Annotated in this window: 24 protein-coding genes; 15 read left to right on the plus strand and 9 right to left on the minus strand. The window is 70.0% G+C overall.

Annotated features, from left to right (window positions below):
• Positions 1-323: 323 nt before the first annotated feature.
• The 3 genes from ACQPYS_RS08970 (at position 324) to ACQPYS_RS08980 (ending at position 2,046) form a co-directional block, all read left to right on the plus strand.
• Positions 324-518: a hypothetical protein gene (locus tag ACQPYS_RS08970; protein ID WP_433492279.1), complete on the plus strand. Its 195-nt coding sequence runs from the start codon at positions 324-326 to the stop codon at positions 516-518.
• A 140-nt stretch (positions 519-658) separates the two neighbouring features.
• Entirely contained in the window at positions 659-1,522 is an 864-nt protein-coding gene (locus ACQPYS_RS08975; protein ID WP_433492280.1) for an arylamine N-acetyltransferase family protein, read from the plus strand.
• Between the two features lie 53 nt (positions 1,523-1,575).
• The gene (locus ACQPYS_RS08980; RefSeq protein ID WP_063036433.1) at positions 1,576-2,046 is read left to right on the plus strand and encodes a MarR family winged helix-turn-helix transcriptional regulator; all 471 of its coding nucleotides are present in this window, start codon (positions 1,576-1,578) and stop codon (positions 2,044-2,046) included.
• Between the two features lie 282 nt (positions 2,047-2,328).
• Here the strand turns inward: ACQPYS_RS08980 and ACQPYS_RS08985 are convergent, their stop codons facing one another.
• The gene (locus tag ACQPYS_RS08985; RefSeq protein WP_433492281.1) at positions 2,329-3,507 is read right to left on the minus strand and encodes a winged helix DNA-binding domain-containing protein; all 1,179 of its coding nucleotides are present in this window, start codon (positions 3,505-3,507) and stop codon (positions 2,329-2,331) included.
• Positions 3,508-3,596: 89 nt separating this feature from the next.
• Here ACQPYS_RS08985 and ACQPYS_RS08990 point away from each other — a divergent pair, with 89 nt between their 5' ends.
• A complete protein-coding gene (locus tag ACQPYS_RS08990; RefSeq protein ID WP_433492282.1) occupies positions 3,597-4,571 on the plus strand; it encodes an alpha/beta hydrolase family protein in 975 nt (324 codons plus the stop codon).
• 13 nt (positions 4,572-4,584) lie between these two features.
• Here the strand turns inward: ACQPYS_RS08990 and hisH are convergent, their stop codons facing one another.
• The 6 genes from hisH to ACQPYS_RS09020 all read right to left on the minus strand — a co-directional run bounded on the left by hisH (position 4,585) and on the right by ACQPYS_RS09020 (position 10,993).
• Positions 4,585-5,217 (minus strand): imidazole glycerol phosphate synthase subunit HisH, encoded by a 633-nt coding sequence (gene hisH, locus ACQPYS_RS08995; protein ID WP_063036430.1) that lies wholly within the window; start codon positions 5,215-5,217, stop codon positions 4,585-4,587.
• Positions 5,218-5,281: 64 nt separating this feature from the next.
• A complete protein-coding gene (gene hisB, locus ACQPYS_RS09000) occupies positions 5,282-5,914 on the minus strand; it encodes an imidazoleglycerol-phosphate dehydratase HisB (RefSeq protein WP_063036429.1) in 633 nt (210 codons plus the stop codon).
• A 20-nt stretch (positions 5,915-5,934) separates the two neighbouring features.
• Positions 5,935-7,092, minus strand: a complete 1,158-nt coding sequence (locus tag ACQPYS_RS09005) for a histidinol-phosphate transaminase (protein WP_433492283.1) — start codon at positions 7,090-7,092, stop codon at positions 5,935-5,937.
• Positions 7,089-8,426 carry a histidinol dehydrogenase gene (hisD, locus tag ACQPYS_RS09010; RefSeq protein WP_433492284.1) on the minus strand — a complete coding sequence of 446 codons (1,338 nt, stop codon included), beginning with the start codon at positions 8,424-8,426 and terminating at the stop codon, positions 7,089-7,091. Before hisD ends, ACQPYS_RS09005 begins: the two co-directional genes overlap by 4 nt.
• 164 nt (positions 8,427-8,590) lie before the next feature.
• The gene (locus ACQPYS_RS09015; protein WP_431940911.1) at positions 8,591-9,022 is read right to left on the minus strand and encodes a hypothetical protein; all 432 of its coding nucleotides are present in this window, start codon (positions 9,020-9,022) and stop codon (positions 8,591-8,593) included.
• A 402-nt stretch (positions 9,023-9,424) separates the two neighbouring features.
• On the minus strand, positions 9,425-10,993 hold the full coding sequence (locus ACQPYS_RS09020; protein ID WP_433492285.1) for a serine/threonine-protein kinase: 1,569 nt from the start codon (positions 10,991-10,993) through the stop codon (positions 9,425-9,427).
• Between the two features lie 289 nt (positions 10,994-11,282).
• Here ACQPYS_RS09020 and priA point away from each other — a divergent pair, with 289 nt between their 5' ends.
• The 4 genes from priA (at position 11,283) to hisI (ending at position 14,094) form a co-directional block, all read left to right on the plus strand.
• The gene (priA, locus tag ACQPYS_RS09025) at positions 11,283-12,014 is read left to right on the plus strand and encodes a bifunctional 1-(5-phosphoribosyl)-5-((5-phosphoribosylamino)methylideneamino)imidazole-4-carboxamide isomerase/phosphoribosylanthranilate isomerase PriA (protein WP_063036425.1); all 732 of its coding nucleotides are present in this window, start codon (positions 11,283-11,285) and stop codon (positions 12,012-12,014) included.
• A 25-nt stretch (positions 12,015-12,039) separates the two neighbouring features.
• A complete protein-coding gene (locus tag ACQPYS_RS09030; RefSeq protein WP_084480813.1) occupies positions 12,040-12,906 on the plus strand; it encodes an inositol monophosphatase family protein in 867 nt (288 codons plus the stop codon).
• Between the two features lie 64 nt (positions 12,907-12,970).
• A complete protein-coding gene (gene hisF / locus ACQPYS_RS09035; protein ID WP_433492286.1) occupies positions 12,971-13,744 on the plus strand; it encodes an imidazole glycerol phosphate synthase subunit HisF in 774 nt (257 codons plus the stop codon).
• Positions 13,744-14,094: a phosphoribosyl-AMP cyclohydrolase gene (gene hisI / locus ACQPYS_RS09040; RefSeq protein ID WP_063036423.1), complete on the plus strand. Its 351-nt coding sequence runs from the start codon at positions 13,744-13,746 to the stop codon at positions 14,092-14,094. The genes hisF and hisI overlap by 1 nt, the downstream gene beginning before the upstream one ends.
• Positions 14,095-14,103: 9 nt before the next feature.
• On the opposite strand, the gene ACQPYS_RS09045 is transcribed toward hisI, so the two are convergent.
• Together ACQPYS_RS09045 and ACQPYS_RS09050 are read right to left on the minus strand one after the other, a co-directional pair.
• Positions 14,104-14,595 carry a MarR family winged helix-turn-helix transcriptional regulator gene (locus ACQPYS_RS09045; RefSeq protein WP_063036422.1) on the minus strand — a complete coding sequence of 164 codons (492 nt, stop codon included), beginning with the start codon at positions 14,593-14,595 and terminating at the stop codon, positions 14,104-14,106.
• A gap of 147 nt (positions 14,596-14,742) precedes the next feature.
• A complete protein-coding gene (locus tag ACQPYS_RS09050) occupies positions 14,743-15,207 on the minus strand; it encodes a peroxiredoxin (RefSeq protein WP_431940906.1) in 465 nt (154 codons plus the stop codon).
• 78 nt (positions 15,208-15,285) lie between these two features.
• Here ACQPYS_RS09050 and ACQPYS_RS09055 point away from each other — a divergent pair, with 78 nt between their 5' ends.
• The 7 genes from ACQPYS_RS09055 to ACQPYS_RS09085 all read left to right on the plus strand — a co-directional run bounded on the left by ACQPYS_RS09055 (position 15,286) and on the right by ACQPYS_RS09085 (position 22,833).
• Positions 15,286-16,884 carry an anthranilate synthase component I gene (locus ACQPYS_RS09055; protein WP_431940905.1) on the plus strand — a complete coding sequence of 533 codons (1,599 nt, stop codon included), beginning with the start codon at positions 15,286-15,288 and terminating at the stop codon, positions 16,882-16,884.
• Complete coding sequence (locus ACQPYS_RS09060; RefSeq protein ID WP_433492287.1) at positions 16,881-17,780, plus strand: TIGR02234 family membrane protein; 900 nt, start codon at positions 16,881-16,883, stop codon at positions 17,778-17,780. The genes ACQPYS_RS09055 and ACQPYS_RS09060 overlap by 4 nt, the downstream gene beginning before the upstream one ends.
• Before the next feature lie 143 nt (positions 17,781-17,923).
• The gene (trpC, locus tag ACQPYS_RS09065) at positions 17,924-18,742 is read left to right on the plus strand and encodes an indole-3-glycerol phosphate synthase TrpC (protein WP_030523755.1); all 819 of its coding nucleotides are present in this window, start codon (positions 17,924-17,926) and stop codon (positions 18,740-18,742) included.
• Entirely contained in the window at positions 18,739-20,034 is a 1,296-nt protein-coding gene (gene trpB, locus ACQPYS_RS09070; RefSeq protein ID WP_157107240.1) for a tryptophan synthase subunit beta, read from the plus strand. The genes trpC and trpB overlap by 4 nt, the downstream gene beginning before the upstream one ends.
• A complete protein-coding gene (gene trpA / locus ACQPYS_RS09075; protein ID WP_063036419.1) occupies positions 20,031-20,831 on the plus strand; it encodes a tryptophan synthase subunit alpha in 801 nt (266 codons plus the stop codon). The genes trpB and trpA overlap by 4 nt, the downstream gene beginning before the upstream one ends.
• 150 nt (positions 20,832-20,981) lie before the next feature.
• On the plus strand, positions 20,982-22,208 hold the full coding sequence (gene lgt, locus ACQPYS_RS09080; RefSeq protein ID WP_433493002.1) for a prolipoprotein diacylglyceryl transferase: 1,227 nt from the start codon (positions 20,982-20,984) through the stop codon (positions 22,206-22,208).
• 103 nt (positions 22,209-22,311) lie between these two features.
• The gene (locus tag ACQPYS_RS09085; protein ID WP_063036418.1) at positions 22,312-22,833 is read left to right on the plus strand and encodes a TM2 domain-containing protein; all 522 of its coding nucleotides are present in this window, start codon (positions 22,312-22,314) and stop codon (positions 22,831-22,833) included.
• Positions 22,834-22,909: the final 76 nt, after the last annotated feature.

Here is a 22,909-nt window from a genome sequence, read left to right on the forward strand (position 1 = left end):
GCCGCGATGCCCCGACGGGCTCACCCCGGAACATGGCCGCGGACTCCGCGCGGACCGGCGTCGTGGCGGTAGGCCCCGCGAACCGTCCGGCCCCGGTCGATATCCCGATGGCAGCACGCGGGCCATGCGCCTAGCATCGCGCGATGAGGAAAAACGGGCGGCACCGTGTACTCACAGTGGGAGGCCGGCAATATTTCTGGAGGACCACGCACCGGCATGTGCCCGGGTGCGAGGAAATCCTGCGGCTCCGGCCGCGCGGGTCGGTGGCAGGCATAACACTGGTCTTCCGCCCCGGCGGTGAGCGCCATGTGCCCGACGGAGGCGTGTCCGTATCGGGTGTCATCTGGACCGGTGACCGGTCATTGAATCTGAACAAGCCCGGCGTGGTCCGGGCATTCGTCGACGGAGCCGTGCGGCGCGGCTGGATGGCGGACGCCCGCGCAGTCGCTCACCGGGACGGCTGGGAGCTTTTCGATGAGGTGTACGCGCGGAATGCCGAGAGCTCGACGACGCCATGAACGCCGCGACCGGCGCCGCGTGAGCTCGGAGACATCGAGCGCGTCCGCCGAGGCAATCCGGCGGGCCGCCCCCCGCTGCGCTGCGGAACATCCCGCGAGTGCGCGCGGTTGCTCGTTCCGTACCCGGCGAAAGGGATGACATGACGAAACCGGCCGATACCGCCTACCACTGGAACGGTGCGGCACTGGATCTGGACGCGTATCTGGCGCGGATCGGATACACCGGCCCGCGCACCCCGACGCTGGCCGTGCTGCGGGAGCTGGTGGCCGCGCATACCACCACGGTGCCGTTCGAGAACCTGGAGGCGGTGCTGGGACGGCCGGTACCGCTGGATCTGGAAACCCTGCAAGACAAACTGGTCCGGCGGCGGCGCGGCGGATACTGCTACGAGAACGTCATCGTGTTCGCGGCGGCGCTGGAGCGTTTCGGGTTCGGTGTCACCGGTCTGTCCGGTCGTGTCACCATGGGGTCGGGCGGGCTGCGCCCGGCCACCCACGCGCTGCTGCGGATCACCGTTTCCGATGACGACCGGGCCTGGCTGGCCGATGTGGGGTTCGGGGCCGGCCCGTCCGAACCTTATCCGCTGGTCGAACACCCGGACGAGTTCACGCTCGGTGGTTGGCGGTTCCGTCTCGAGCGCACCCGGGGCGAGCTGGGTGGCGACGAATGGGTGCTGCACCAGTTCGCGTCGGCCGGTTGGGTGGACCGCTACACGTTCACGCCGGAACCGCAGTACCGGATCGACTACGAGGTGGGTAATCATTTCGTGGCCACGTCGCCGCGCTCGCCCTTCACCCAGCGGCCGTTCGTGCAGCGTTTCCTTCCCGGCGTCCATCACACGCTCGACGGCAGCACGCTGACCACGGAGTATCCGGACGGAACGAGTGATTGCCGGGAGCTCGAACTCGCGGAGCTGGCGAAGGCGCTCGGCGAGGTCTTCGATATCGATATCCCGGACGAAGATGCCGAGGCGCTGATCACCGCGTCGTGGGCGACCCGCTGACCGGTCCGGTCGGTTTGTGGGAGTCGCCAACAATCGCTTGCTAGATTCCGGTTATGAAGATCGCGCACGAGGACGTCCCCGGCAGGTTGCGTTCCCTGCCGACCCGGCTGATCAACCAGACCGCGCTGCTCGCCGCCCGCGCCACCGAACAGGCGCTGGCCGATACCGGATCGCGGCGATACCACTACGCCGTACTCACCACACTGCGCGAGGCCGGCGCCGCCAGCCAGGCCGAACTCGGGCGTCGTACCGGTATCGACCGCAGCGATATGGTGGCGGTCCTCAACGAACTGGTCGCTCGCGGTTTCGCGGCACGGGAGGCCGATCCGGAGGACCGCCGGCGCAATATCGTCACCCTCACCGAAGCGGGCATCGCACACCTCGCCGACCTGGACCGCCGGCTGGACCGGGCGCAGGACGAACTGCTCGCCGCCCTCTCCGCGGCCGAGCGGCGCACGCTCGTCGGTCTGCTCACCCGCATCCTCGACGCGCATACGGAGTCCGCGGCCCGTGGCCGGCCGTGACCGTCGCGGTACGGTGCCGGTCCACGCCCGGTTCGGGAGTCGTGGATCGTGATCCGCCGGTCACCGCGGGCAGGGGTCCGGCCGCACGGGCGACCGCGGTACGGCCGCACCCGCCGGCAGCTGGAGTCCCGCGGAATCGGCAGTCCCGGATCATGGTGCGCCGATGGACCCGCCCGCCCCGGTACCGCAGACCGGGCCGTCGAACGCGCTGCGGGCGAAGAACACGAGCGGACGACGCTGCATTCGCATATCGGACAATCTACTTCGCCCGAATGCCCGGTCTCATGCGGTGAGTTCTCGTTCCAGCGGGGTGCGGAACCGCGGGATCGGGCGTATCTCCCCGAACCAGCCGGCGGCGCGTTCGGCCTCCGCGTCGACCAGAGCGGTCGCGTCCGCGCCGATATCCTCCAGGAGCCGGGTGACGATCTCGCCGTCCTTGCGCTGGGCCCAGCCACCGACGATCCGGCCGTCGCACCAGATGCTCGGCCCGATATTGCCGTTGCGGTCGAAGAGCCGCGGCTGATGTTCACCGAGATACCAGGCGCGCGACTGCCAACCCATCGGAGTGGCATCCAGCGCGGGCAGCAGCGCGGCCCACGGCGCCGGATCGTCCACCGGTTCCAGGTCGTCGGCCAGGAGCACGCCGGGGCCGCCGTCCAACTCGACCTCCACGATATCCGCCCCGGCCAACGCCTTGCGCACTTGACCGAGCGTCCATCCGGTCCACCACTTGATATCACCGATCGGCGCCGGACCGAACGCGCGCAACCAGGCCCGGACCAATTCGACACGGGCCTCGTCGATTCCGGGTTCGGCAAGTGGTCCGGACAGCCAGGATTCCACCGGCGCCCAGGAGTACTGGCTGCTCGACCAGGTGCCGTTCGGCCGGGTCCGCACGATCCGGCCCTCGGTCCCGAGCAAGACCAGCACCCAGCTGGTGATACTCGTCGGCCGTGAATACGACTTCTCCGGCGCGGTATTGATCTGCGTACGCAGTTCGGGAACGTCCTTGCTCAGCTGGGCTCCGGTCGCGCTGCCCCGGGCCAGCAGGGCCCGATGCGTGCGATCGGCGATCTCGGTGAGCCAGCCCGCCGGGTCGCCCGCGCCGATACCCGCCTGTTCCAGGTACCGGGCGTAGGTGCGGAGCTGTTTGACCGCCAGATCGGTGCCGCAGGAGGCATGCAGCACGGGCACCAGGTCGACCGGTGCGACGAACATGGTGCGCCGCATGGCCAGCATGCGCACCAGCGACCGGTCCTCGTACAGGGCCCGCTCCACCTGCGCGGGGCCGAGATGGTGACCGCGTGCCGCCACGGACAGATGGACGGTGGCCGGGTCGGTGGCGTGCAGCACCACCAGCGACCGCACGATCTCGGCCGGGTCGGTGCCGCGGTGCCCGCGGGCGAGCCGGTGCCGGACGCCTATCCGGGCCCGGCGCTGCGCGGTACTGATCGAGTACATGGCCCGGATGCTAGCGGCAGAATCCGACATCCCGGCCGGTCGCGGCGCGGTTGCGGCGAATGTCTGCCGCGCCGTGGAATATTCGAAGGATGAGCAGACGCGTGATGAGCTTCCTGACCGGGGTGCTGTTGACGGCGTTGACGGCGACGCTGCCGGCCGCCGCGCCCGCCGGCGCGACCCAGGCGTGCTCGGTCCAGCCCCGGCCGGTCTCGATTCCGGTCGACGGTGAGCAGGCCACCGGCCTCGTCTACGAACCGCACGGCTGCGCGGTCGGGAACGCGTTGATCGTCGCGGCGCACGGGCACAAGGGGTCGTCGGCCCAGTACGCCGAGTACGTCACCGCCATCGCCGCGCGGACCGGGACCCCGGTCCTGTCCATGGATATGCGCGGCAGCGCGCAGTGGCGTACGGGGGAGTGGAACTTGTGGGCCGGCTGGCAGGACCTGGTCGCCGCGACCCAGTGGTACAAGGGCGCACATCCCGGCGTAGCGCGCACCATCCTGTGGGGTTGGAGCCAGGGGGCGATGACCTCCGGCCTGGCCGCCGCCTACGGACCGGCCGGATTGTTCGACTACTGGGTCGATACCTTCGGCCCGTCCGATCTGGCCACGCACTGGGCGGGGCCCGCGTCGGACTATCCCGCGCTGCAGGCGCAGATCCAGCGGGACGCGGGTAACTGTGTCCCGGTGACCTGCCCGCTCGCCTATGCGGAACGGTCGCCGGCGCTCCAGGCCGGCCGGATGGGTATCCGGCATGCTTTCCTCATCCACGGAACCGCCGACGAGGTGGTGCCGTTCGCGGCCAGTACCCAGATGCGGGCCGCGCTGATGCTCGCCGGGAAACCCAGCACCATGTACTCGATCGTGAGCGGTCGCACTCTGCACGGAACGGTCGAACCGGGCCGCCATAATGTCGGCCCGGCCCTGTTCGAGGCCGGTTGTGTGGTGGAGCGGCTCGCACTCGGGACCGAACCACTCGACGGTAACCGCGACTATGTGGTCGATGTCGCCCGCGGTGTGGTGGCCGCGCCCCCGCCGCCGCCCAACGCGAAATGCGCGGCCTGACAATCGGCCCGGATCAGAGCGATTTCACCCAGTTGGACAGGAGCTGCGCCCCGGCGTCACCCGACTTCTCCGGATGGAACTGTGTCGCCGAGAGCGCGCCGTTCTCCACCGCGGCCAAGAACCGGCCGCTGCCGTACTCACACCAGGTCAGTCCGGGAGCGGCGAGGTGATCGCTGGGGGGCAGCTCCCAGTTGCGGGCCGCGTAGGTGTGCACGAAATAGAAGCGGGTGGCGGGGTCCATTCCCGCGAAGAGCACGCTGTCGGCGGGTGCGGTGACGGTGTTCCAGCCCATATGCGGCAGCACCGGTGCGTCCAGTTTGTCGACGGTGCCGGGCCATTCCCCGCACCCCTCGGTCTCCACGCCGAACTCGACACCGCGGTCGAACAGGATCTGCATCCCCACGCAGATACCCAGTACCGGCCGCCCACCGGCCAGCCGCTGCCCGATGATCCGTTCACCGCGCACTTCGCGCAGACCGGCCATACAGGCGGCGAAGGCGCCGACACCGGGGACCACCAGGCCGTCGGCGGCGAGCGCGGCCGTGGGGTCGGCGGTGACCTCGACCCGCGCGCCCGCCCGGACCAGCGCCCGCTCGGCGGAATGCAGATTGCCGGACCCGTAATCCAGCAGAACCACCGACGTCATAACACTTCCTTCACAGGCGGTACATGCGGTCCGCGGAGCCCGCAGCGTTGGCGAAGGGACCGCATCACAGCGCTCCCTTCGTCGAGGGCACACCCTGGACGCGGGGATCGGGTTCCACGGCGGCGCGCAGCGCGCGGGCCACCGCCTTGTACTCGGCCTCGGTCACATGGTGCTGGTCACGGCCGTAGAGCACCCGGACATGCAAGGCGATCCGGGCATTGAGGGCGATAGATTCGAAGACGTGCCGGTTGAGCACCGTCGAATACGGTGCCCCGGGCTCGTTGCGGCCGCGGACCGGTGCGCCGGGGATGACGGCGTGCAGCAGGTGATCCGGTTCGCCGGTGTGCACACAGTAGGGCCGGCCCGAGACATCCACCGCGGCATGCGCCAGGGTCTCGTCCATCGGGATATAGGCGTCGCCGAAGCGGCGGATGCCCTTCTTGTCGCCGAGCGCCTGCCCGAGCGCCTGCCCGAAGACGATCGCGGTGTCCTCGACGGTGTGATGCGCCTCGATCTCGATATCGCCCTCGGCGCGCACGGTCAGATCGAAACTGGCGTGGGCGCCGAGCGCGGTGAGCATATGGTCGTAGAACGGGACACCGGTGGCGATATCGGTCTTGCCGGTGCCGTCGAGGTCCAGTTCCACCACGATGCCGGATTCCTTGGTGGTGCGCTCCACCCGCGCGGTTCGGTTCATACTCACTTCCGTCTCGGTGCTCAGCTGTGCGCTATCGGTTCGGTGGCGGCCAGTTTCGCGCTGACCCGCAGGAATTCGTCGTTCTCGGCGGCCAGCCCGATGGTGGCGCGCAGATAACCGGCGATTCCTACATCACGGATGAGCACACCTTCGTCCAGATAGTGCTGCCAGGCGCGCGCGGCATCCTCGAACTTCCCGAACAGCAGGAAGTTCGCGTCACTGGGGACCACCTCGTACCCCAGCTCGGTCAGCGCCCGGACGACCCGGTCGCGTTGCGCGGCCAGTTCGGCGACGCTCGCCAGCGTCTCGTCGGCATGCCGCAGCGCGGCCCGCGCCGCGGCCTGGGTCACCACCGACAGGTGATAGGGCAACCGCACCAGCAGCAGCGCGTCGATGACCGCCGGCGCGGCGACGAGATAGCCGAGCCGACCGCCGGCGAACGCGAAAGCCTTGCTCATCGTCCGGCTGACCACCAGTTTGGCGGGGTATCGGTCGATCAGGCCGACGGCGCTGGGCGCGGCGGAGAATTCCGCGTAGGCCTCGTCCACGATCACGATTCCGGGGGCGGCGTCGAGGATCCGGGCCAGATTCGTGGGCGCGATACTGTGCCCGGTGGGGTTGTTCGGGCTGGTCACGAAGACCACGTCGGGCCGCCGTTCGGCGATGGCGGCGAGCGCGGCGTCGATATCGATCGCGAAATCCGCGCCCCGTTTCGCCTCGACCCATTCGGTATCGATGCCTTCGGAAATGATCGGATGCATCGAATACGAGGGCACGAAACCCAGTGCTCGCCGGCCAGGCCCGCCGAACGCCTGGAGCAGCTGCTGCAGGATCTCGTTGGACCCGTTGGCCGCCCACACATTGGCTGTGTCCACCGTGACCCCGGTCTGCCGGGTGAGGTAGGCGGCGAGATCGGCACGCAGGGCTACCGCGTCGCGATCCGGATAGCGGTGCAGATCGGCGGCCGCGGCCCGGACCGCCTCGGCCACATCGTCGATCAGCGCGCGGCTCGGCGGATGCGGGTTCTCGTTGGTGTTGAGTTGCACCGGCACACTGAGTTGCGGTGCGCCGTACGGGGATTTACCGCGTAGGTTCGCGCGCAGCGGGAGCGCGTCGAGACCGATGGCGGATCCGGGAATCGTGGTCGCGGGGGTCGCCGCGGCGTCGGGGGCGGTCACGACAGCGCCTCGAAACGCGCGCGGACGGCCTGGCCGTGGGCGGGCAGATCCTCGGCATCGGCCAGCGCGACGACATGTCCGGCCACATCTTTCAGGGCCGTCTCACTGTACTCCACCACGTGGATTCCGCGCAGGAAAGTCTGCACGCTGAGCCCGGACGAATGCCGGGCACATCCGGCCGTGGGCAGCACGTGATTGGAGCCGGCGCAGTAGTCGCCGAGACTGACCGGGGCGTAGGGGCCGACGAAGATCGCGCCCGCGCTGCGTACCCGGGCGGCCACGGCCGCGGCATCTGCGGTCTGGATCTCCAGGTGTTCGGCGGCATAGGCGTTGACCACCCGCAGGCCCTGCTCGATATCGTCGACCAGCACGGTGCCCGATTGCGTCCCGGTGAGCGCCGTGGTGACCCGATCGGCGTGTTTCACCACCGGCAGCTGCGCGGTCAGCGCCGTGTCCACCGCATCGGCCAGCTCGGGGCTGTCGGTGACCAGCACACTGGCCGCGAGCACATCGTGTTCGGCCTGGCTGATCAGGTCGGCGGCCACGTGCACCGGGTCGGCGGTGGCGTCGGCCAGCACGGCGATCTCGGTGGGACCGGCCTCGGCGTCGATCCCGACCAGGCCGCGGCAGAGCCGTTTGGCGGCGGTCACGTAGATATTGCCGGGACCGGTGATCAGATCGACCGGCAGCAGCTCGGCGCCGTCGGTATCGGTGCCGCCGTAGGACAGCAGCGCCACCGCCTGCGCCCCGCCGACCGCCCACACCTCGTCGACTCCCAGCAGCCGGGCGGCGGCCAGGATGGTGGGGTGCGGGAGCCCGCCGAACTGCTGCTGCGGCGGCGAGGCCACCACCAGCGATTCCACCCCGGCGGCCTGGGCCGGGACCACGTTCATCACGACGCTGGACGGGTAGACCGCGTTACCGCCGGGCACGTACAGCCCGACCCGCTCCACCGGGACCCAGCGCTCGGTCACGGTCCCGCCCGGCACCACCTCGGTGGTGGTGTCGGTGCGCCGCTGATCGGCGTGCACCGCGCGGGTGCGGTCGATCGCGACCTCCAGCGCGGCGCGTACCGCCGGATCGAGCTCGTCCAGGGCAGCGGCGAGCCGCTGCGCCGGGACACGCACGGAGTCCGGGGTGACCCCGTCGAACTTCGCGCCGAATTCCAGCGCCGCGGCCGCGCCGCGATCACGGACGGCCTCCACCACGGGCCGCACCTGATGCAGTACCGAGTCCACATCGACACCACCGCGTGGCAGCGCGGTGCGCAGTTGCGCGGTCGTGGGAGTGCGACCGCGCAGATCCACGCGGGCGAGCTCGATACGGGATGTCATGGTGGTTTCGGTCCTCGTCTTCGGCCTGGAACATCAGCACAGGGTGCGGCCCCAGCCTAATGGGTGCCCTCGCGCGAAGCCCGGTCGCAGTCCACGCACGTACGGACGGAAGGCGCACGTACACCTGTCGGACCGTGGTCACCGAGCAGATCCGCTCGGTGACATCAGCAGATACGGGTGAAGACGATATCGAAATCGTGATCCCAGCTGCGGGGATCGAGTTCGGAGTCCGACCGCTCCCAGGTGGCGCGCATTGTGTTGCCCGCCTCGTCCAGGTTTCCGGTGAACCGCTGGGATGCGCCGGGGGCGTCACGCCACACCCGCCACAGCGGTCCATCGAACGACCCCTGGTAGATGCGGTGTTCGCCGGTCTGGTCGTACTGCAGGATCACGAGACGGTCCTGGTACAAGTCGTCGGCCCCGACGACTTGTACCAGGCTGATCCCGGGCTCCGGGACCGTGTAACGGACCACCAGGAACCGTGCGTCGGGCATCCACTGGATCACCGTATGCCCGGTGACATCGGGGTACAGGCTGGTGGTCGTGTTCCATTCACCGACCATCCTGCCCATCGCGGACAGCGCGGACTCGGTCATCTACGCGTCTCCCATCGGTGGAGCGAACCCTGACGTTCAGCTACAGCGGCGACGCAGTTCCGCCACCCCCTCGCCCTCGAGTTCGTCGAGGACCACCGGACGGCCGACCATCGCCAACGCTAGCGCCTCGCCCCGGCTCCGTACCGCAGGACCGGACCCTTTGACCCAGTCGAAATCTGTCGCGGCGAACGGTAACCCCTTCGTATACCGCTCGGGTCGGGCCGGTCGAGCACGGCGCGCACCCAGTCGGCGGGGATGTCACGGGGTCGGCCGAGCGGGCGGCGGATGTCCTGCTGGTGTACGAGCAGATCGGCGAGACCGAGGCGGGCCACCGGCGCGATACCGAGCCGGGGCCGCGGCGAACTCCGCCAGCAGATCCGGTGTCCCGGAGCCGGCTGGCCGTCAGCGGGTATCGCTGTCGATCAGCAGATTGCCGCCGGAGCTGATGATCCGCAGGGTCGGGGTACGGGTCTGGCCGCCGTAACTGAGGTTGTTCACCCGCATATCCACCGAACCGTCGGGGTTGTTGCCCTTGAACGCCTCGATCCGGCTGAAGTTCTGCACCGTGCGGGTCGACCAGTACTGCTGGAAGTCCTGCTGGCTCCCGTACACCTGCTGGGCGGCGGGGGTCAGCAGCGACCAGGACCCGGTGGGATCCAGATAGAACTGCTCGATCAGCTGTCCGGCCTGCACCCATTCCACCGAGCCGGTGCTGGCCGTGGCACCCACCGTGGGACCGCTGGCCGCCGGGGTATCGGGCGAGTTCGAGACGGTGGCGCTGGTCGTGGTGTCCGCCCGAGCCGAACCGTTGTCACCGGAATCGGTGGAGTTGAAGAACAGCACACCGCCGACGACCGCGGCCCCGGCGATACCGCCGATGACCACTGCGCGTTTGACTCCGCCGTTACCGCCCGATTTCCCCGCGACCGGCTGGGTGCTCGTGGGCGGGTGGTTCGCCGGCCGGCGCGGCGGCCGCGACTCCTGCGCGTTGCGCCCGGCCGACCGCGGTTCCGGGCGGCGCCGCGGCGGGGCCTCCTCCGCCGGGCCGCCGTAGCGGCCGGGAGCCGACGATTCCATGGTGCTGACCGCGGCACCGCCGTGGCCGTTGCCGCCATTGCGATCGAAGGCTTCGCGCGCCGGTACGAAACCGCCGTGCTCGGCCGCGGAGTTCTCGAACCCGGCGAACCGGGTCAGCGCTTCCCGGGCCTCGCGCATGGTCGGCCGGTCCCGCGGATCCGAGCTGAGCAGATCCAGCACGAAATCGGTGGCGGGGCCCGCGTTCTGCGGTTCGCTCACCTGGCCGTTGGCCGCCGCGTAGAGCACCTTGAGCGGGTTGCCGGACCCGAACGGCGGCTCGCCTTCCAGCGCATGGAAAAGCGTGGCGCCCAGGGCGAACACGTCCGCGGCCGGTGTCGGATCGGCACCGCGCGCCACCTCCGGCGCGAGATACGCGGCGGTTCCGCAGATCAGGCCGGTTTCGGTGAGCGTGACATCGCCGGTGGCCCGGGAGATACCGAAGTCGGTGATCTTCACGGTGCCGTGATCGTCGAGCAGTACGTTGCCCGGTTTCACATCGCGGTGCACGATGCCGGCCTGGTGCGCCGCGATGAGCGCCGAGGCCACCTGTTCGCCGATCCGGGCGACCTGCGGTAGCGGAAGCGGTCCCTGCGCCGACAGCACCTGCGCCAGACTGCGGGATTGCATGTACTCCATCACCAGGCACGGATCGCCGCCGTGCTCGGTGATATCGAAGACCACGATGGCATTCGGATGCTGGAACCGGGCCGCGTTGCGGGCCTCCCGGGTCGCTCGCTGCCGGAGCACATCGCGCTCCGCGGGCGGCAGACTGGGTTTGATGTGGATCTGCTTGATCGCCACCGACCGTTGCAGACGCTCGTCGACGGCACGCCAGACCACGCCTGTGCCGCCGCTACCAATCTGCTCGACCAGGCGGTAGTGATCCGCGATCAACTGACCGGTATCGATGGCGCCTACTCCGAACCTTCTCGAAATCGTGACATGCCGCGTCCTTGACCACTCACGCGTTCGGGACGAGTGTAGCGGGCACCTCGACCGCCCCAGTGGGTGCTGTCACCTTAGCGCGCGGCCGATCGTCCGAGTGCGTCGGCCTGCGGGCGCTGGCCCGCGTCGCCGCGCGGGCCGGGCGAACACACGGCTAACCGGTCCGTCGTCTTCTCCGCCCGGTCGTGCGCGGACTGCGGATGGGGCGCGCCCGGCCGTACCTACTAGGCTGTTCCGAGTGAGTCTTGTGCTGCTGCCCGCTGTCGATGTCGCCAATGGAGAGGCCGTCCGCCTGGTACAGGGCGCGGCGGGCAGCGAAACCAGTTACGGTTCGCCCCGCGACGCGGCTCTGGCGTGGCAGGAGGACGGCGCCGAATGGGTCCATCTGGTCGATCTGGATGCCGCGTTCGGCCGTGGGTCCAATCGTGAACTGCTCGCCCGGGTCGTCGGCGAACTCGATGTCGCCGTCGAACTGTCCGGCGGGATCCGCGACGACGAATCGCTGAAGGCCGCGATGGCCACCGGATGCGCCCGGGTCAACCTCGGGACCGCCGCCCTCGAGGACCCGCAGTGGTGTGCGTCGGCCATCGCGGAGTACGGCGAGCGGGTCGCGGTCGGGCTGGATGTGCAGAAGGTCGACGGGGAGTACCGGCTGCGCGGGCGCGGCTGGGTCAGCGACGGCGGCGATCTGTGGGAGGTGCTCGAACGCCTGGAACGCGACGGCTGCTCCCGGTACGTCGTCACCGATGTCACCAAGGACGGCACCCTCACCGGACCGAATCTGGACCTGCTGCGCGAGGTGTGCATGGCCACCGACGCGCCGGTGATCGCCTCCGGCGGGGTGTCCGCTCTGGCCGACCTCACCGCGATCGCCGACCTGGTGCCCGACGGTGTGGAGGGAGCGATCGTGGGCAAGGCCCTGTACGCGGGCCGGTTCACCCTCCCCGAGGCGCTGGCCGCCGTCCGGTGAACCGCGACGATCGGGGGCCGAGACGATGACCGGAACAGACAGCGAACTGACCACTCTGCTGGCCACCGCCGCCGAGATCCTCGACGGGGTGAGCGGCCGTTTCCTCGAAGGCCGGGGCGCGCCCAGCGCGGTGGCCAAGGGGTCACGGGATTTCGCGACCGAACTGGATCTGGAACTCGAACGCACCGTCTCCGCCCGGCTCGTCGACCGGACCGGGATCGAGGTGCACGGCGAGGAGTTCGGCGGGCCCGCGCTCACCAGCGGTACCGCCTGGGTACTGGACCCCATCGACGGCACCTTCAACTACTCGAACGGGCACCCGCTCACCGGCACCCTGCTGGCGCTGGTGCGGGACGGGGAGCCGGTCCTGGGCCTGGCCTGGTTCCCGCCGCTGGGCCGCCGGTACGCAGCGGTCGCGGGTGGCCCGCTGCTGCTCGACGGCAAGCCGCAGCCGCCGCTGGCGCCGGCCGTGCTCGACGAGGCGATGATCGGTTTCGGGGCCTTCAACATCGAATCCACCGGGCGGGTACCGGGCCTGTTCCGGCATCGGGTGCTCGGGGCATTGAGCGCGCTGTCCTCGCGGGTGCGGATGCACGGGTCCACCGGTATCGATCTGGCCTTCACCGCCGAGGGCACGCTGGGCGGGGCGATCGTCTTCGGGCATCACCCGTGGGACAACGCGGCCGGGGCGCTCATGGTGCGCTGCGCGGGCGGCGTGGTCACCGACCTCGAAGGTGTGGACTGGACCATCGAATCCGGTTCGGTGCTGGCGGCCGCGCCGGGCGTGCACGCCGAACTGCTGGATATGATCGCCGCGACCCGGGGCAGCGGGTACACCGCCGTCTCGGACCGGGTCGATACGGCCGGCCCGCGCGGGGAGGGGAACCCATGACGCGATACCTCCGCCATCGCTGCGGCCGCCGCGGACCGCACCCCACAGCTTCGATGAGGAACCCATGACGCTTGCAACTCGGGTGATCCCCTGCCTGGACGTGGATGCCGGGCGGGTGGTCAAGGGCGTGAACTTCCAGAACCTGCGCGATGCCGGTGACCCGGTGGAGCTGGCGGCCGCCTACGACGCCCAGGGCGCCGACGAGCTCACCTTCCTCGACGTCACCGCCTCCAGCGGCGACCGCGGCACCATGCTCGACGTGGTGACCCGTACCGCCGAGCAGATCTTCATCCCGCTCACCGTCGGCGGCGGGGTCCGCACCGTCGAGGATGTGGACCGGCTGCTGCGCGCGGGAGCCGACAAGGTCTCGGTCAATACCGCCGCCATCGCACGTCCCGAGGTGCTGCGCGAGATGTCGCAGCGATTCGGGTCGCAGTGCATCGTGCTGTCGGTGGACGCCCGGACCGTGCCCGCGGGGGAGCCGGCCACTCCGTCGGGCTGGGAGGTCACTACGCACGGCGGGCGGCGCGGCACCGGTATCGACGCGGTCGAATGGGCGATCCGCGGCGCCGAACTCGGAGTGGGGGAGATCCTGCTCAATTCGATGGACGCCGACGGCACCAAGGCCGGTTTCGATCTGCGGATGATCGGCGCGGTGCGGGCCGCGGTCTCGATCCCGGTCATCGCCTCCGGTGGCGCGGGTGCGGTGGAACATTTCGCCCCGGCTGTGCAGGCCGGCGCGGACGCCGTCCTGGCCGCGAGCGTATTCCACTTCGGCGATCTGACCATCCCGCAGGTCAAGGACGCCATGCGGGCGGCGGATCTGGTGGTGCGGTGATGGACGAGATCCTCGATCCGGCGATCGCCGCCCGGCTCACACGTAACGAGGCCGGGCTGGTGGCCGCGGTCGCCCAGGAACGCGCCACCGGCGATGTGCTGATGATGGCCTGGATGGACGACCGGGCCCTGGCACGCACCCTGGCGACCCGCCGCGCCACCTACTATTCGCGGTCCCGGCAGCAGTACTGGGTGAAGGGCGAGACCTCGGGACACACCCAGTATGTGCACGAGGTGCGGCTGGACTGTGACGGCGACACCGTGCTGCTGATCGTCGACCAGGTGGGCGCGGCCTGCCATACCGGTACACACACCTGCTTCGACACCGACGTCCTGCAGGCCCGGGAGTAGACCGGCGGATCAGCGCCGCGAATCCGAGGTGGTGGGCCGGCCGGACCGCCCGAGCACCGTGCCCAGATGGGTGGTGAGGGTTTCGCCCAGATCGGCCAGGGCGGCGGTCTGTTCGGCGTCCAGGGCCTCGAACACCAGCCGGTGCACCACATCCATATAGCCGGGCGCCGCCTCCACGACCTTCTGCTGCCCCTCGTCGGTGAGCAGGGCCACCACCCCGCGCCGTCCGGTGGCCGCCGTGCGGGTCGCCCACCCCATGCGCTCGAGCTTGGACACCACATGCGACAGCCTGGATAGCGATGAGTTAGCTCTTTGCGCGAGTTCGCTCATCTGCAGCCGCCGGTCCGGCGCCTCCGAGAGGAGGGTGAGTACCCAGTACTCGAAATGAGTGACACCGGATTCGCGCTGCAGGTCCGTGTCCAGGGCCCCCGGCAGGCGGTTCAACAGTGCGACCACTGCGCGCCAGGCGCGTCCTTCGACCGGGTTCAGCCAATCCGTCACTTGTCCGCCTTCTCTCCACCCCGGCGACGATTGCGGCAGTGGTCGCTCGGCTATGGAGAGTTTGCCACGACTTCGCTCGGTCGTGTGGCATCTCGGAAACGAAGGTGAGTTCATTCACAGGGCCCCCGCGCCGGGCCCCGCGGCGGATCAGGCGCCGGTATGGCCGCGGAGGAACTCCAGCGCCTTGTCCGCGTGCACATTCGCGCGCAGTTCGCTGCTGATCACGGTCAGGAGCCGGCGGTCGGTACCGATTACGAAGGTATGCCGTTTCACCGGCATCAGTTTGCCCAGCAGGCCGCGTTTGACGCCGTATTCCTCGGCGACCGTGCCGTCGGCATCGGAGAGCAGCGGGTATTCCAGCCGCTGCGATCCCGCGAACCCGGCCTGCACATCCACCGCGTCGGCGCTGATCCCGGCGCAACTCGCGCCGAGCGCGGCGAATTCGGCGGTGAGATCGCGGAAATGGCAGGCCTCGGCGGTGCACACCGGGGTGTTCGCGGCGGGGTAGAAGAACAGGACCAGTGGCCCGTCGGCCAGCAGGGCGGCCAGGGAGCGGAGCGTGCCGCTCTGATCCGGGAGTTCGAACGAGGGCGCGAGCGAGCCGATCTTCATACCGGGACAGTACCCGTGGCGGCGGGTCACGCGGGGTGCGTCGTGACGCCGCGGACCGGAACTGGAAAGATGGGGCAAATGCACGGCGCGCCCACTCCCGCGACTACCTCCCGCGAACGATTCCTCGAACTCGCCGCCGAACACCGGGTCGTCCCCGTGACCCGGAAGGTGCTGGCGGATTCGGAGACCCCGCTGTCGGCCTACCGCAAACTCGCCGGTGACCGCGCGGGCACCTTCCTGTTCGAATCCGCGGAGAACGGCCGATCGTGGTCGCGCTGGTCGTTCATCGGCGCGGGCAGCCCGTCCGCGCTCACCGCCGTGGACGGCGCCGCCACCTGGCTCGGCGCCACGCCGGCGGGGGCGCCCTCGGGTGGCGATCCGCTCGCGGCGCTGCACGAGACCCTGGAACTGCTGCGCACCGAACGGCTGCCCGGTCTGCCGCCGCTCACCGGCGGCATGGTCGGTTATCTCGGCTACGACGCGGTGCGCCGCATGGAACGGCTGCCCGAGCACGCGCTCGACGATCTGCGGCTGCCGGAGATGGTGCTGCTGCTGGCCACCGATCTGGCCGCGTTCGATCACCACGAGGGCGCGATCACCCTCATCGCCAATGCGGTGAACTGGAACGGCACCTCCGAGAACGTCGACGCGGCCTACGACGACGCCGTCGCCCGGCTGGACCGGATGACCGCCGCGCTCGGCGCGCCCGCCCCCTCCACGGTGTCGGTGTTCGATCAGCCCGACCCGCAGTTCCGGCGGGCCCGCACCCCGGACGAGTTCGGGGCAGGCGTACGTCGCCTGGTCTCCGAGATCGAGGCCGGTGAGGCATTCCAGGTGGTGCTGTCGCAGCGGTTCGAGATGGACTACGGCGGCGCGCCGATCGATCTGTACCGCATGCTGCGCGCGGCCAATCCGAGCCCTTACATGTTCCTGCTGCACATCCCGGACGGCGACGGCAACACCGCGTTCTCCATCGTCGGATCCAGCCCTGAGGCGCTGGTGGCGGTGCAGGACGGGGTCGCGACCACGCATCCGATCGCGGGTACCCGGTGGCGCGGCGCCACCGAGGAGGACGATCTGCTGCTCGAGAAAGGTCTGCTGGCCGACGAGAAGGAGAACGCCGAACATCTCATGCTGGTCGATCTCGGCCGTAACGATCTGGGCCGGGTGTGCGTCCCGGGCACGGTGCGCGTCACCGAATACCGGCACGTCGAGCGGTACAGCCACGTGATGCACCTGGTCTCCACGGTCACCGGCCGGCTCGCCCCGGGCAAGATCGCCCTGGACGCGGTACGCGCGTGTTTCCCGGCGGGCACGCTCTCCGGGGCGCCCAAGGTCCGCGCCATGCAATTGATCGAGGAACTCGAACCCACCCGGCGCGGCGTGTACGGCGGGGTCGTCGGCTACCTCGATTTCGCCGGTGACGCCGATACCGCGATCGCCATCCGCACCGCGCTGCTCAAAGACGGTATCGCCTATGTGCAGGCCGGTGCCGGTGTGGTGGCCGACTCCGAGGCCGAGTACGAGGACACCGAATCCCGGAACAAGGCGATGGCCGTGCTGCGCGCGGTCGCCGCCGCCGGAACGGTGCGTGCCTTCGACGAGGGCACCGATGCCGACCCGCGCCGGGACGGGGATCGCGCATCCGCCGCCGCGGTGCCCGGCGGGGGCGTATGACGGCGCCCGGCGATCCGGCCGCCGGCTCCGGTCCCGGCGACACGCGTGGTGCCGTCCCGGGCGGTGCCGAAACCGGCGCGCCCCGGCCGGGGCCCGTCGACCGGGGCGACGCGGAACTACCCGCCACCGAGCCGGCCGGACCCGCTCCGGGCAGCCGGTACCCGGTGCCCGCGATCGGGTTGCTCGCCGTGGCCGCGGCCGCGCTGTGGGGGTCCTCGCGACTGACCTGGGTCTCCGTCACCTCGGCGGATGGACTCACCGAACCGCGCACCGACGAATTGAACGGTGGCGTCTGGTTCGGCGCGCTGACGCCGCTGGCGCTGGTGCTGCTGGCCGCGATCGCCGCGATCCTGGCGACCCGCGGGTGGGTGCGCCGGGTGGTGGGGGTCCTGGTGGCGTTGATCGCCGCGGTGACCGCTGTTCCGGCGCTGGCGCTGCTCACCGGATCCGGGGCCACCGAGCAGCGGGCGGCGACGCTGGCCGAACTGCCCGGCCGGGCGCAGGTCCAGGAGTTGGTGACGGCACCGGGGGCCGCCGTGCTCGCGCTGGCCGGGGCGGCGGCCGCGTTCGGCGCCGGACTGCTGCTGGCCCGGATGCCGACCGGCGCGAAACCGCTCTCCGGCAAATACGACGCACCCGCCGCCCGCAAGGCGGCGGCGACGCGGGCGGTCCAGGAGGGTACGGCGGTCGGGCCCCTGCCGGAACGAGTGCTCTGGGATGCCCTCGACGCCGGTGCCGACCCGACCGATACCGCGGCGGCACCGGGCGACACACCGGACACGCGCGGTACCCATCCCGAGATGCCGGGAAACATTTCCGGTGCGTCCGGCGGCGGCGAGAACCGCCCTGGTACGGCCGGGAAAGCGGATTCGAGGGAATCCGGCGACGTCCATTAGCAGGTCGGCCGGGGCGGTGTGATCCGCCCCCGGCGTCACGGCGCCGCGCGCTTCCATTTACTCTTGTTCAGCATCGGTGAGACATCGCCTGGGGGAATCCTGCAGGCAATAACTCGCGTCTCCCCAGAAAGGATTCGAGCCAGATGACGGTACTCGACTCGATTCTCGACGGGGTCCGCTCGGATGTAGCCGCTCGGGAAGCGGTGCTGGACTTCCCGGCAGTGAAGGCCGCGGCCGCCGCCGCGGCCCCGCCGCTCGATGCGAAGGCCGCCCTTCTCGAAGACGGTATCGGCGTGATCGCCGAGGTGAAGCGGGCCAGCCCCTCCAAGGGGGCGCTCGCCGAGATCATCGATCCGGCCAGTCTCGCCAAGGCCTACGAGGACGGTGGGGCGCGCGTGATCAGCGTGCTCACCGAAGGGCGCCGGTTCCACGGATCGCTCGACGATCTGGACGCGGTTCGGGCCAGTGTGAACATCCCGGTGCTGCGCAAGGATTTCGTCGTGGGTCCCTACCAGATCCACGAGGCCCGTGCCCACGGCGCCGATGTGATCCTGTTGATCGTCGCGGCGCTGGAGCAGGACACCCTGGCCTCGCTCATCGACCGCACCGAATCGCTCGGGATGACCGCGCTGGTCGAGGTGCACACCGAGGAGGAGGCCGATCGGGCGCTCACCGCGGGTGCGACGGTCATCGGGGTCAATGCTCGGAACCTCAAAACTCTCGAGGTCGATCGGGACTGCTTCTCCCGGATCGCCCCCGGCCTGCCCACCGAGGTCATCCGGATCGCCGAATCCGGGGTCCGCGGGACCGCCGATCTGCTCGCCTACGCCGGCGCCGGCGCGGACGCGGTACTGGTCGGGGAGGGGCTGGTCACCAGTGGTGATCCGCGCGCGGCGGTATCCGAACTGGTCACCGCGGGCACGCACCCCTCCTGCCCCAAACCGGCCCGGCGGGGGCGATGATGCCCGCGGGCGGCCCCTCGTCCACCAGTGCTCCGCTGCCCGCCGCCAGCCGGGGGGTCGCACAGCGTAGCGAGCACGAACCCGACGAGGGCGGCCATTTCGGCGTCTACGGCGGCCGGCATGTGCCCGAGGCGCTGATGGCCGTGATCGAGGAGGTCACCGCCGAATACGACAAGGCACGGCTGGACCCGGACTTCCTCGCCGAACTGGACCGGCTGCAGCGCGACTACACCGGCCGGCCCTCGCCGGTCTTCGAATGCGTGAACCTGGCCGAGCATGCCGGGGGTGCGCGGATCCTGCTCAAACGCGAGGATCTGAACCACACCGGCTCCCACAAGATCAACAATGTGCTGGGCCAGGCACTGCTCGCCAAGCGGATGGGCAAGACCCGGATCATCGCCGAAACGGGCGCCGGGCAGCACGGTGTCGCCACTGCTACCGCGTGCGCGCTGCTGGGCCTGAAGTGCATCGTCTATATGGGCGCGGTGGATACCGCGCGGCAGGCGCTCAATGTGGCCCGGATGCGGTTGCTCGGTGCCGAGGTCATCTCGGTGACCCTGGGCTCGAAGACGCTCAAGGACGCGATCAACGAGGCGCTGCGTGACTGGGTCACCAATGCCGACGACACCTACTACTGCTTCGGTACCGCCGCCGGACCCCACCCCTTCCCGGTGATGGTTCGCGATTTTCAGCGGGTCGTCGGACTCGAGGCCCGCGCCCAGGTGCAGTCGCTGACCGGGCGCCTCCCCGATGCGGTGACCGCCTGTGTGGGCGGTGGCTCCAATGCCATCGGGATCTTCCACGCCTTCATCGACGACCCCGGGGTCCGGCTGATCGGCTACGAAGCGGCCGGTGACGGTGTGGAGACCGGACGGCACGCGGCCACTTTCGCCGGCGGCTCGCCGGGTGCCTTCCAGGGCGCCTACTCGTACCTGCTGCAGGACGAGGACGGCCAGACCATCGACTCGCATTCCATCTCCGCCGGGCTGGACTACCCCGGGGTCGGCCCGGAGCACGCCTTCCTGAAGGATATCGGCCGCGCCGAGTATCTCCCGGTCACCGATACCGCCGCGATGGACGCCCTCCTGCTGCTGAGCCGCGCCGAGGGCATCATCCCGGCCATCGAATCGGCGCACGCGGTCGCCGGGGCGATCGAACTCGGCCGGGAACTCGGCGAGGGTGCGATCATCCTGGTGAACCTGTCCGGTCGCGGGGACAAGGATATGGACACCGCCGCCCGCTGGTTCGGGCTCTTCGACGATCCGGATACCGGCAAGGAGAACGGTCAGTGAGTTCCGATTCCCGACTCGGCCCCACCTTCGCCGCCTGCCGGGCCGAAAACCGGGCCGCGCTCATCGGATATCTGCCCGCCGGATACCCGGATCTCGAAGGATCGCGCCGGGTCGTGCGCGCGATGGTCGAATCCGGTTGCGATATCGTCGAAGTCGGCGTCGCCTACTCCGATCCGGTGATGGACGGGCCCACCATCCAGGCCGCGGCCGATCAGGCGCTGCGCGGCGGGGTCCGGGTGCGCGATGTGTTCTCCGTGGTCGAGTCCGTGACGAGCGCGGGCGCGCAGGCCGTGGTGATGACCTACTGGAACCCGGTGCTCAAGTACGGTGTGGACCGTTTCGCCCGCGATCTGGCCGCGGCCGGCGGCGCCGGGCTGATCACCCCGAACCTGATCCCGGAGGAGGCCGGTGATTGGTTCGCTGCCTCCGAGGCCCATCATCTCGACCGGATCTTCCTGGTCGCCCCGTCCTCTACCGAGGAGCGGCTGGCGTCCACGCTCGAGGCCGGCTCCGGTTTCGTCTATGCCGCGTCGACCATGGGTGTCACCGGCGCCCGGGACGCCGTCTCGACGATGGCGCCCGCCCTGTGTGCCCGGATCCGCGAGCACAGCGAGATTCCGATCGGTGTGGGCCTGGGAGTGCGCTCCGGCGCGCAAGCCGCCGAGATCGCCGCGTACGCCGACGGCGTGATCGTCGGGTCCGCCCTCGTCACGGCGGCCGCGCAGGGTCTGGACGCGGTCCGCGCCCTGACCGGCGAGCTGGCCGGCGGGGTCCGCGGGGCGGCTGTCGCGTCCTGATCGGCGTGCGGCCCGGGACACACGGGTGGAGCCCGTACTTGCCTGGATAACCGGCTCGACTACGGTTGCCCCGTGACCGTTATCGCCGCACCGGAAACCGTCGCGACCGCCGGAACCCCCGGCGGCGCCGTACCGCACGCCGCCGATCTACTGGCCTATCTGCCCAGTCCGCCGCAGGGTGTCTGGGAAATCGGGCCGTTCCCGCTGCGGGCGTATGCGATCTGCATCATCATCGGCATCATCGTCGCCATCTGGTGGGGCGAGAAACGCTGGCAGGCCCGCGGCGGCGAAGCCGGCACCGTGCTGGATGTCGCGGTCTTCGCCGTCCCGTTCGGGCTGATCGGTGGACGCCTCTACCACGTCGCCACCGACTGGCAGAAGTACTTCGGCGCCGACGGCAACCCGATGGACGCGCTGAAGATCTATCAGGGCGGGCTCGGCATCTGGGGCGCGGTCTTCTTCGGCGCCATCGGTGCGTGGATCGCCTGCCGGATCTACAAGATCCCGTTGCCCGCCCTCGGCGACGCCGTCGCCCCGGCGATTCTGCTGGCACAGGCCATCGGGCGGCTCGGCAACTACTTCAACCAGGAGCTCTACGGCCGGGAAACCGATCTGCCGTGGGGCCTGGAGATCTATCTCCGGTTCGATGATTCCGGCCGGCTCGACATGATGAACGGTGTCTCCTCCGGCGAGGTGTATTCGATCGTGCATCCCACGTTCCTCTACGAGCTGATCTGGAACGTGCTGGTGGTCGTCGCGCTGGTGCTGATCGATCGGCGTTTCCGTATCGGCCACGGCCGGCTGTTCGCTCTGTACGTGGCCGGCTACTGCTTCGGCCGGTTCTTCGTCGAACTCATGCGGGACGACGAGGCCACCCAGATCGCGGGTATCCGGATCAACTCGTTCACCTCTGGTTTGGTGTTCCTCGCCGCGATCGCCTATGTCCTGTTCGCGACCAAGGGCCGTGAAACCCCTGAGCAGCTGAGCCCGGTCGCGGCCCCCCGGCCGTGGCCGTGGCAGCTGGGTGCCATGCGGGCGGCGGCAGCCGCCGGCGGGGCGGGTCCGGCGGACGGGCCCATCGACGCGGCGGACGAGGACCGCACGGGTGACGCGGCCGACGCCGTCGCGCCGGAGGAGGCCGCGGATACCGGAACCGCCGGTGCCGCATCGCCTTCCGAGCCGATGGTCGACAACGAAGCGTCCGGCGAGCCCGGGAAGACCGACTCGGGCAGCGCGGACTCCGGTGCGGCGGAGGCGAAGCCCGATTCCGGCGCGACCGCGGCGGAATCGGCGGCGACCGCGACCGAGTCATCCGATGATTCTGTGGCGGAGCAGGACGGCGAAGCGGCCGAATCCGCTGCCCCGCGAGGCAAATAGGACTCCGTTCGGCGGTCGGTGCGGGCGTCTGGCAGCATCTTGTCGCAGGGGAGGCGACATCAGGTTGTCTTCCGCTGCCGGGGGCACCGACCAAGGAGGAACGATGACCGATCCGTATCAGCAGGGCGGGCCGCAGTACGGCCCACCGGGAACCGGGCCGGACCTGAGTAAATCGCCCGGTGCGCCGGGCTACCCGTCGCAGCCACAACCGCAGCCCTACCAGTCCTACCCGTCGCAGCCGCAGCCGTATCCGTCGCAGCCGTACCCGCCGCAGGGCGGCCAGTACGGTGCCCCTCCCGGCTACGGCCAGCCGCCGGCGGGCTACGGCCCTCCGATGGGCCCCGGCGGATACAACCCGATGGACCCCGAGGCGCCCTACGGCCGGGATATGAACGGTGTGCCATACTCGGACAAGCAGAAACTGACAGCCGGCCTGCTGCAGATCTTCCTGGGCGCGTTCGGTGCGGGCCGCTTCTACATCGGCGATACCGGTATCGCGATCGCCCAGATCGCGGTCACTTGGCTCACCTGCGGTTTCGGCGGGATCTGGCCGCTCATCGACGGCATCATGATGCTCACCGGCAGCGTGCAGGATCCGCAGGGACGCCCGCTGCGCGAGAACTGACCCGTCACACACTTTCCACAGACCCCCGGCACCCCGGGGGTCTGTTCCGTTTCCCGGGCGGCTCGCGTATCGCGAT

The sequence above is a fragment of the Nocardia grenadensis genome, from assembly GCF_050942415.1.
GTDB classification, from domain to species: Bacteria; Actinomycetota; Actinomycetes; order Mycobacteriales; family Mycobacteriaceae; genus Nocardia; species Nocardia grenadensis.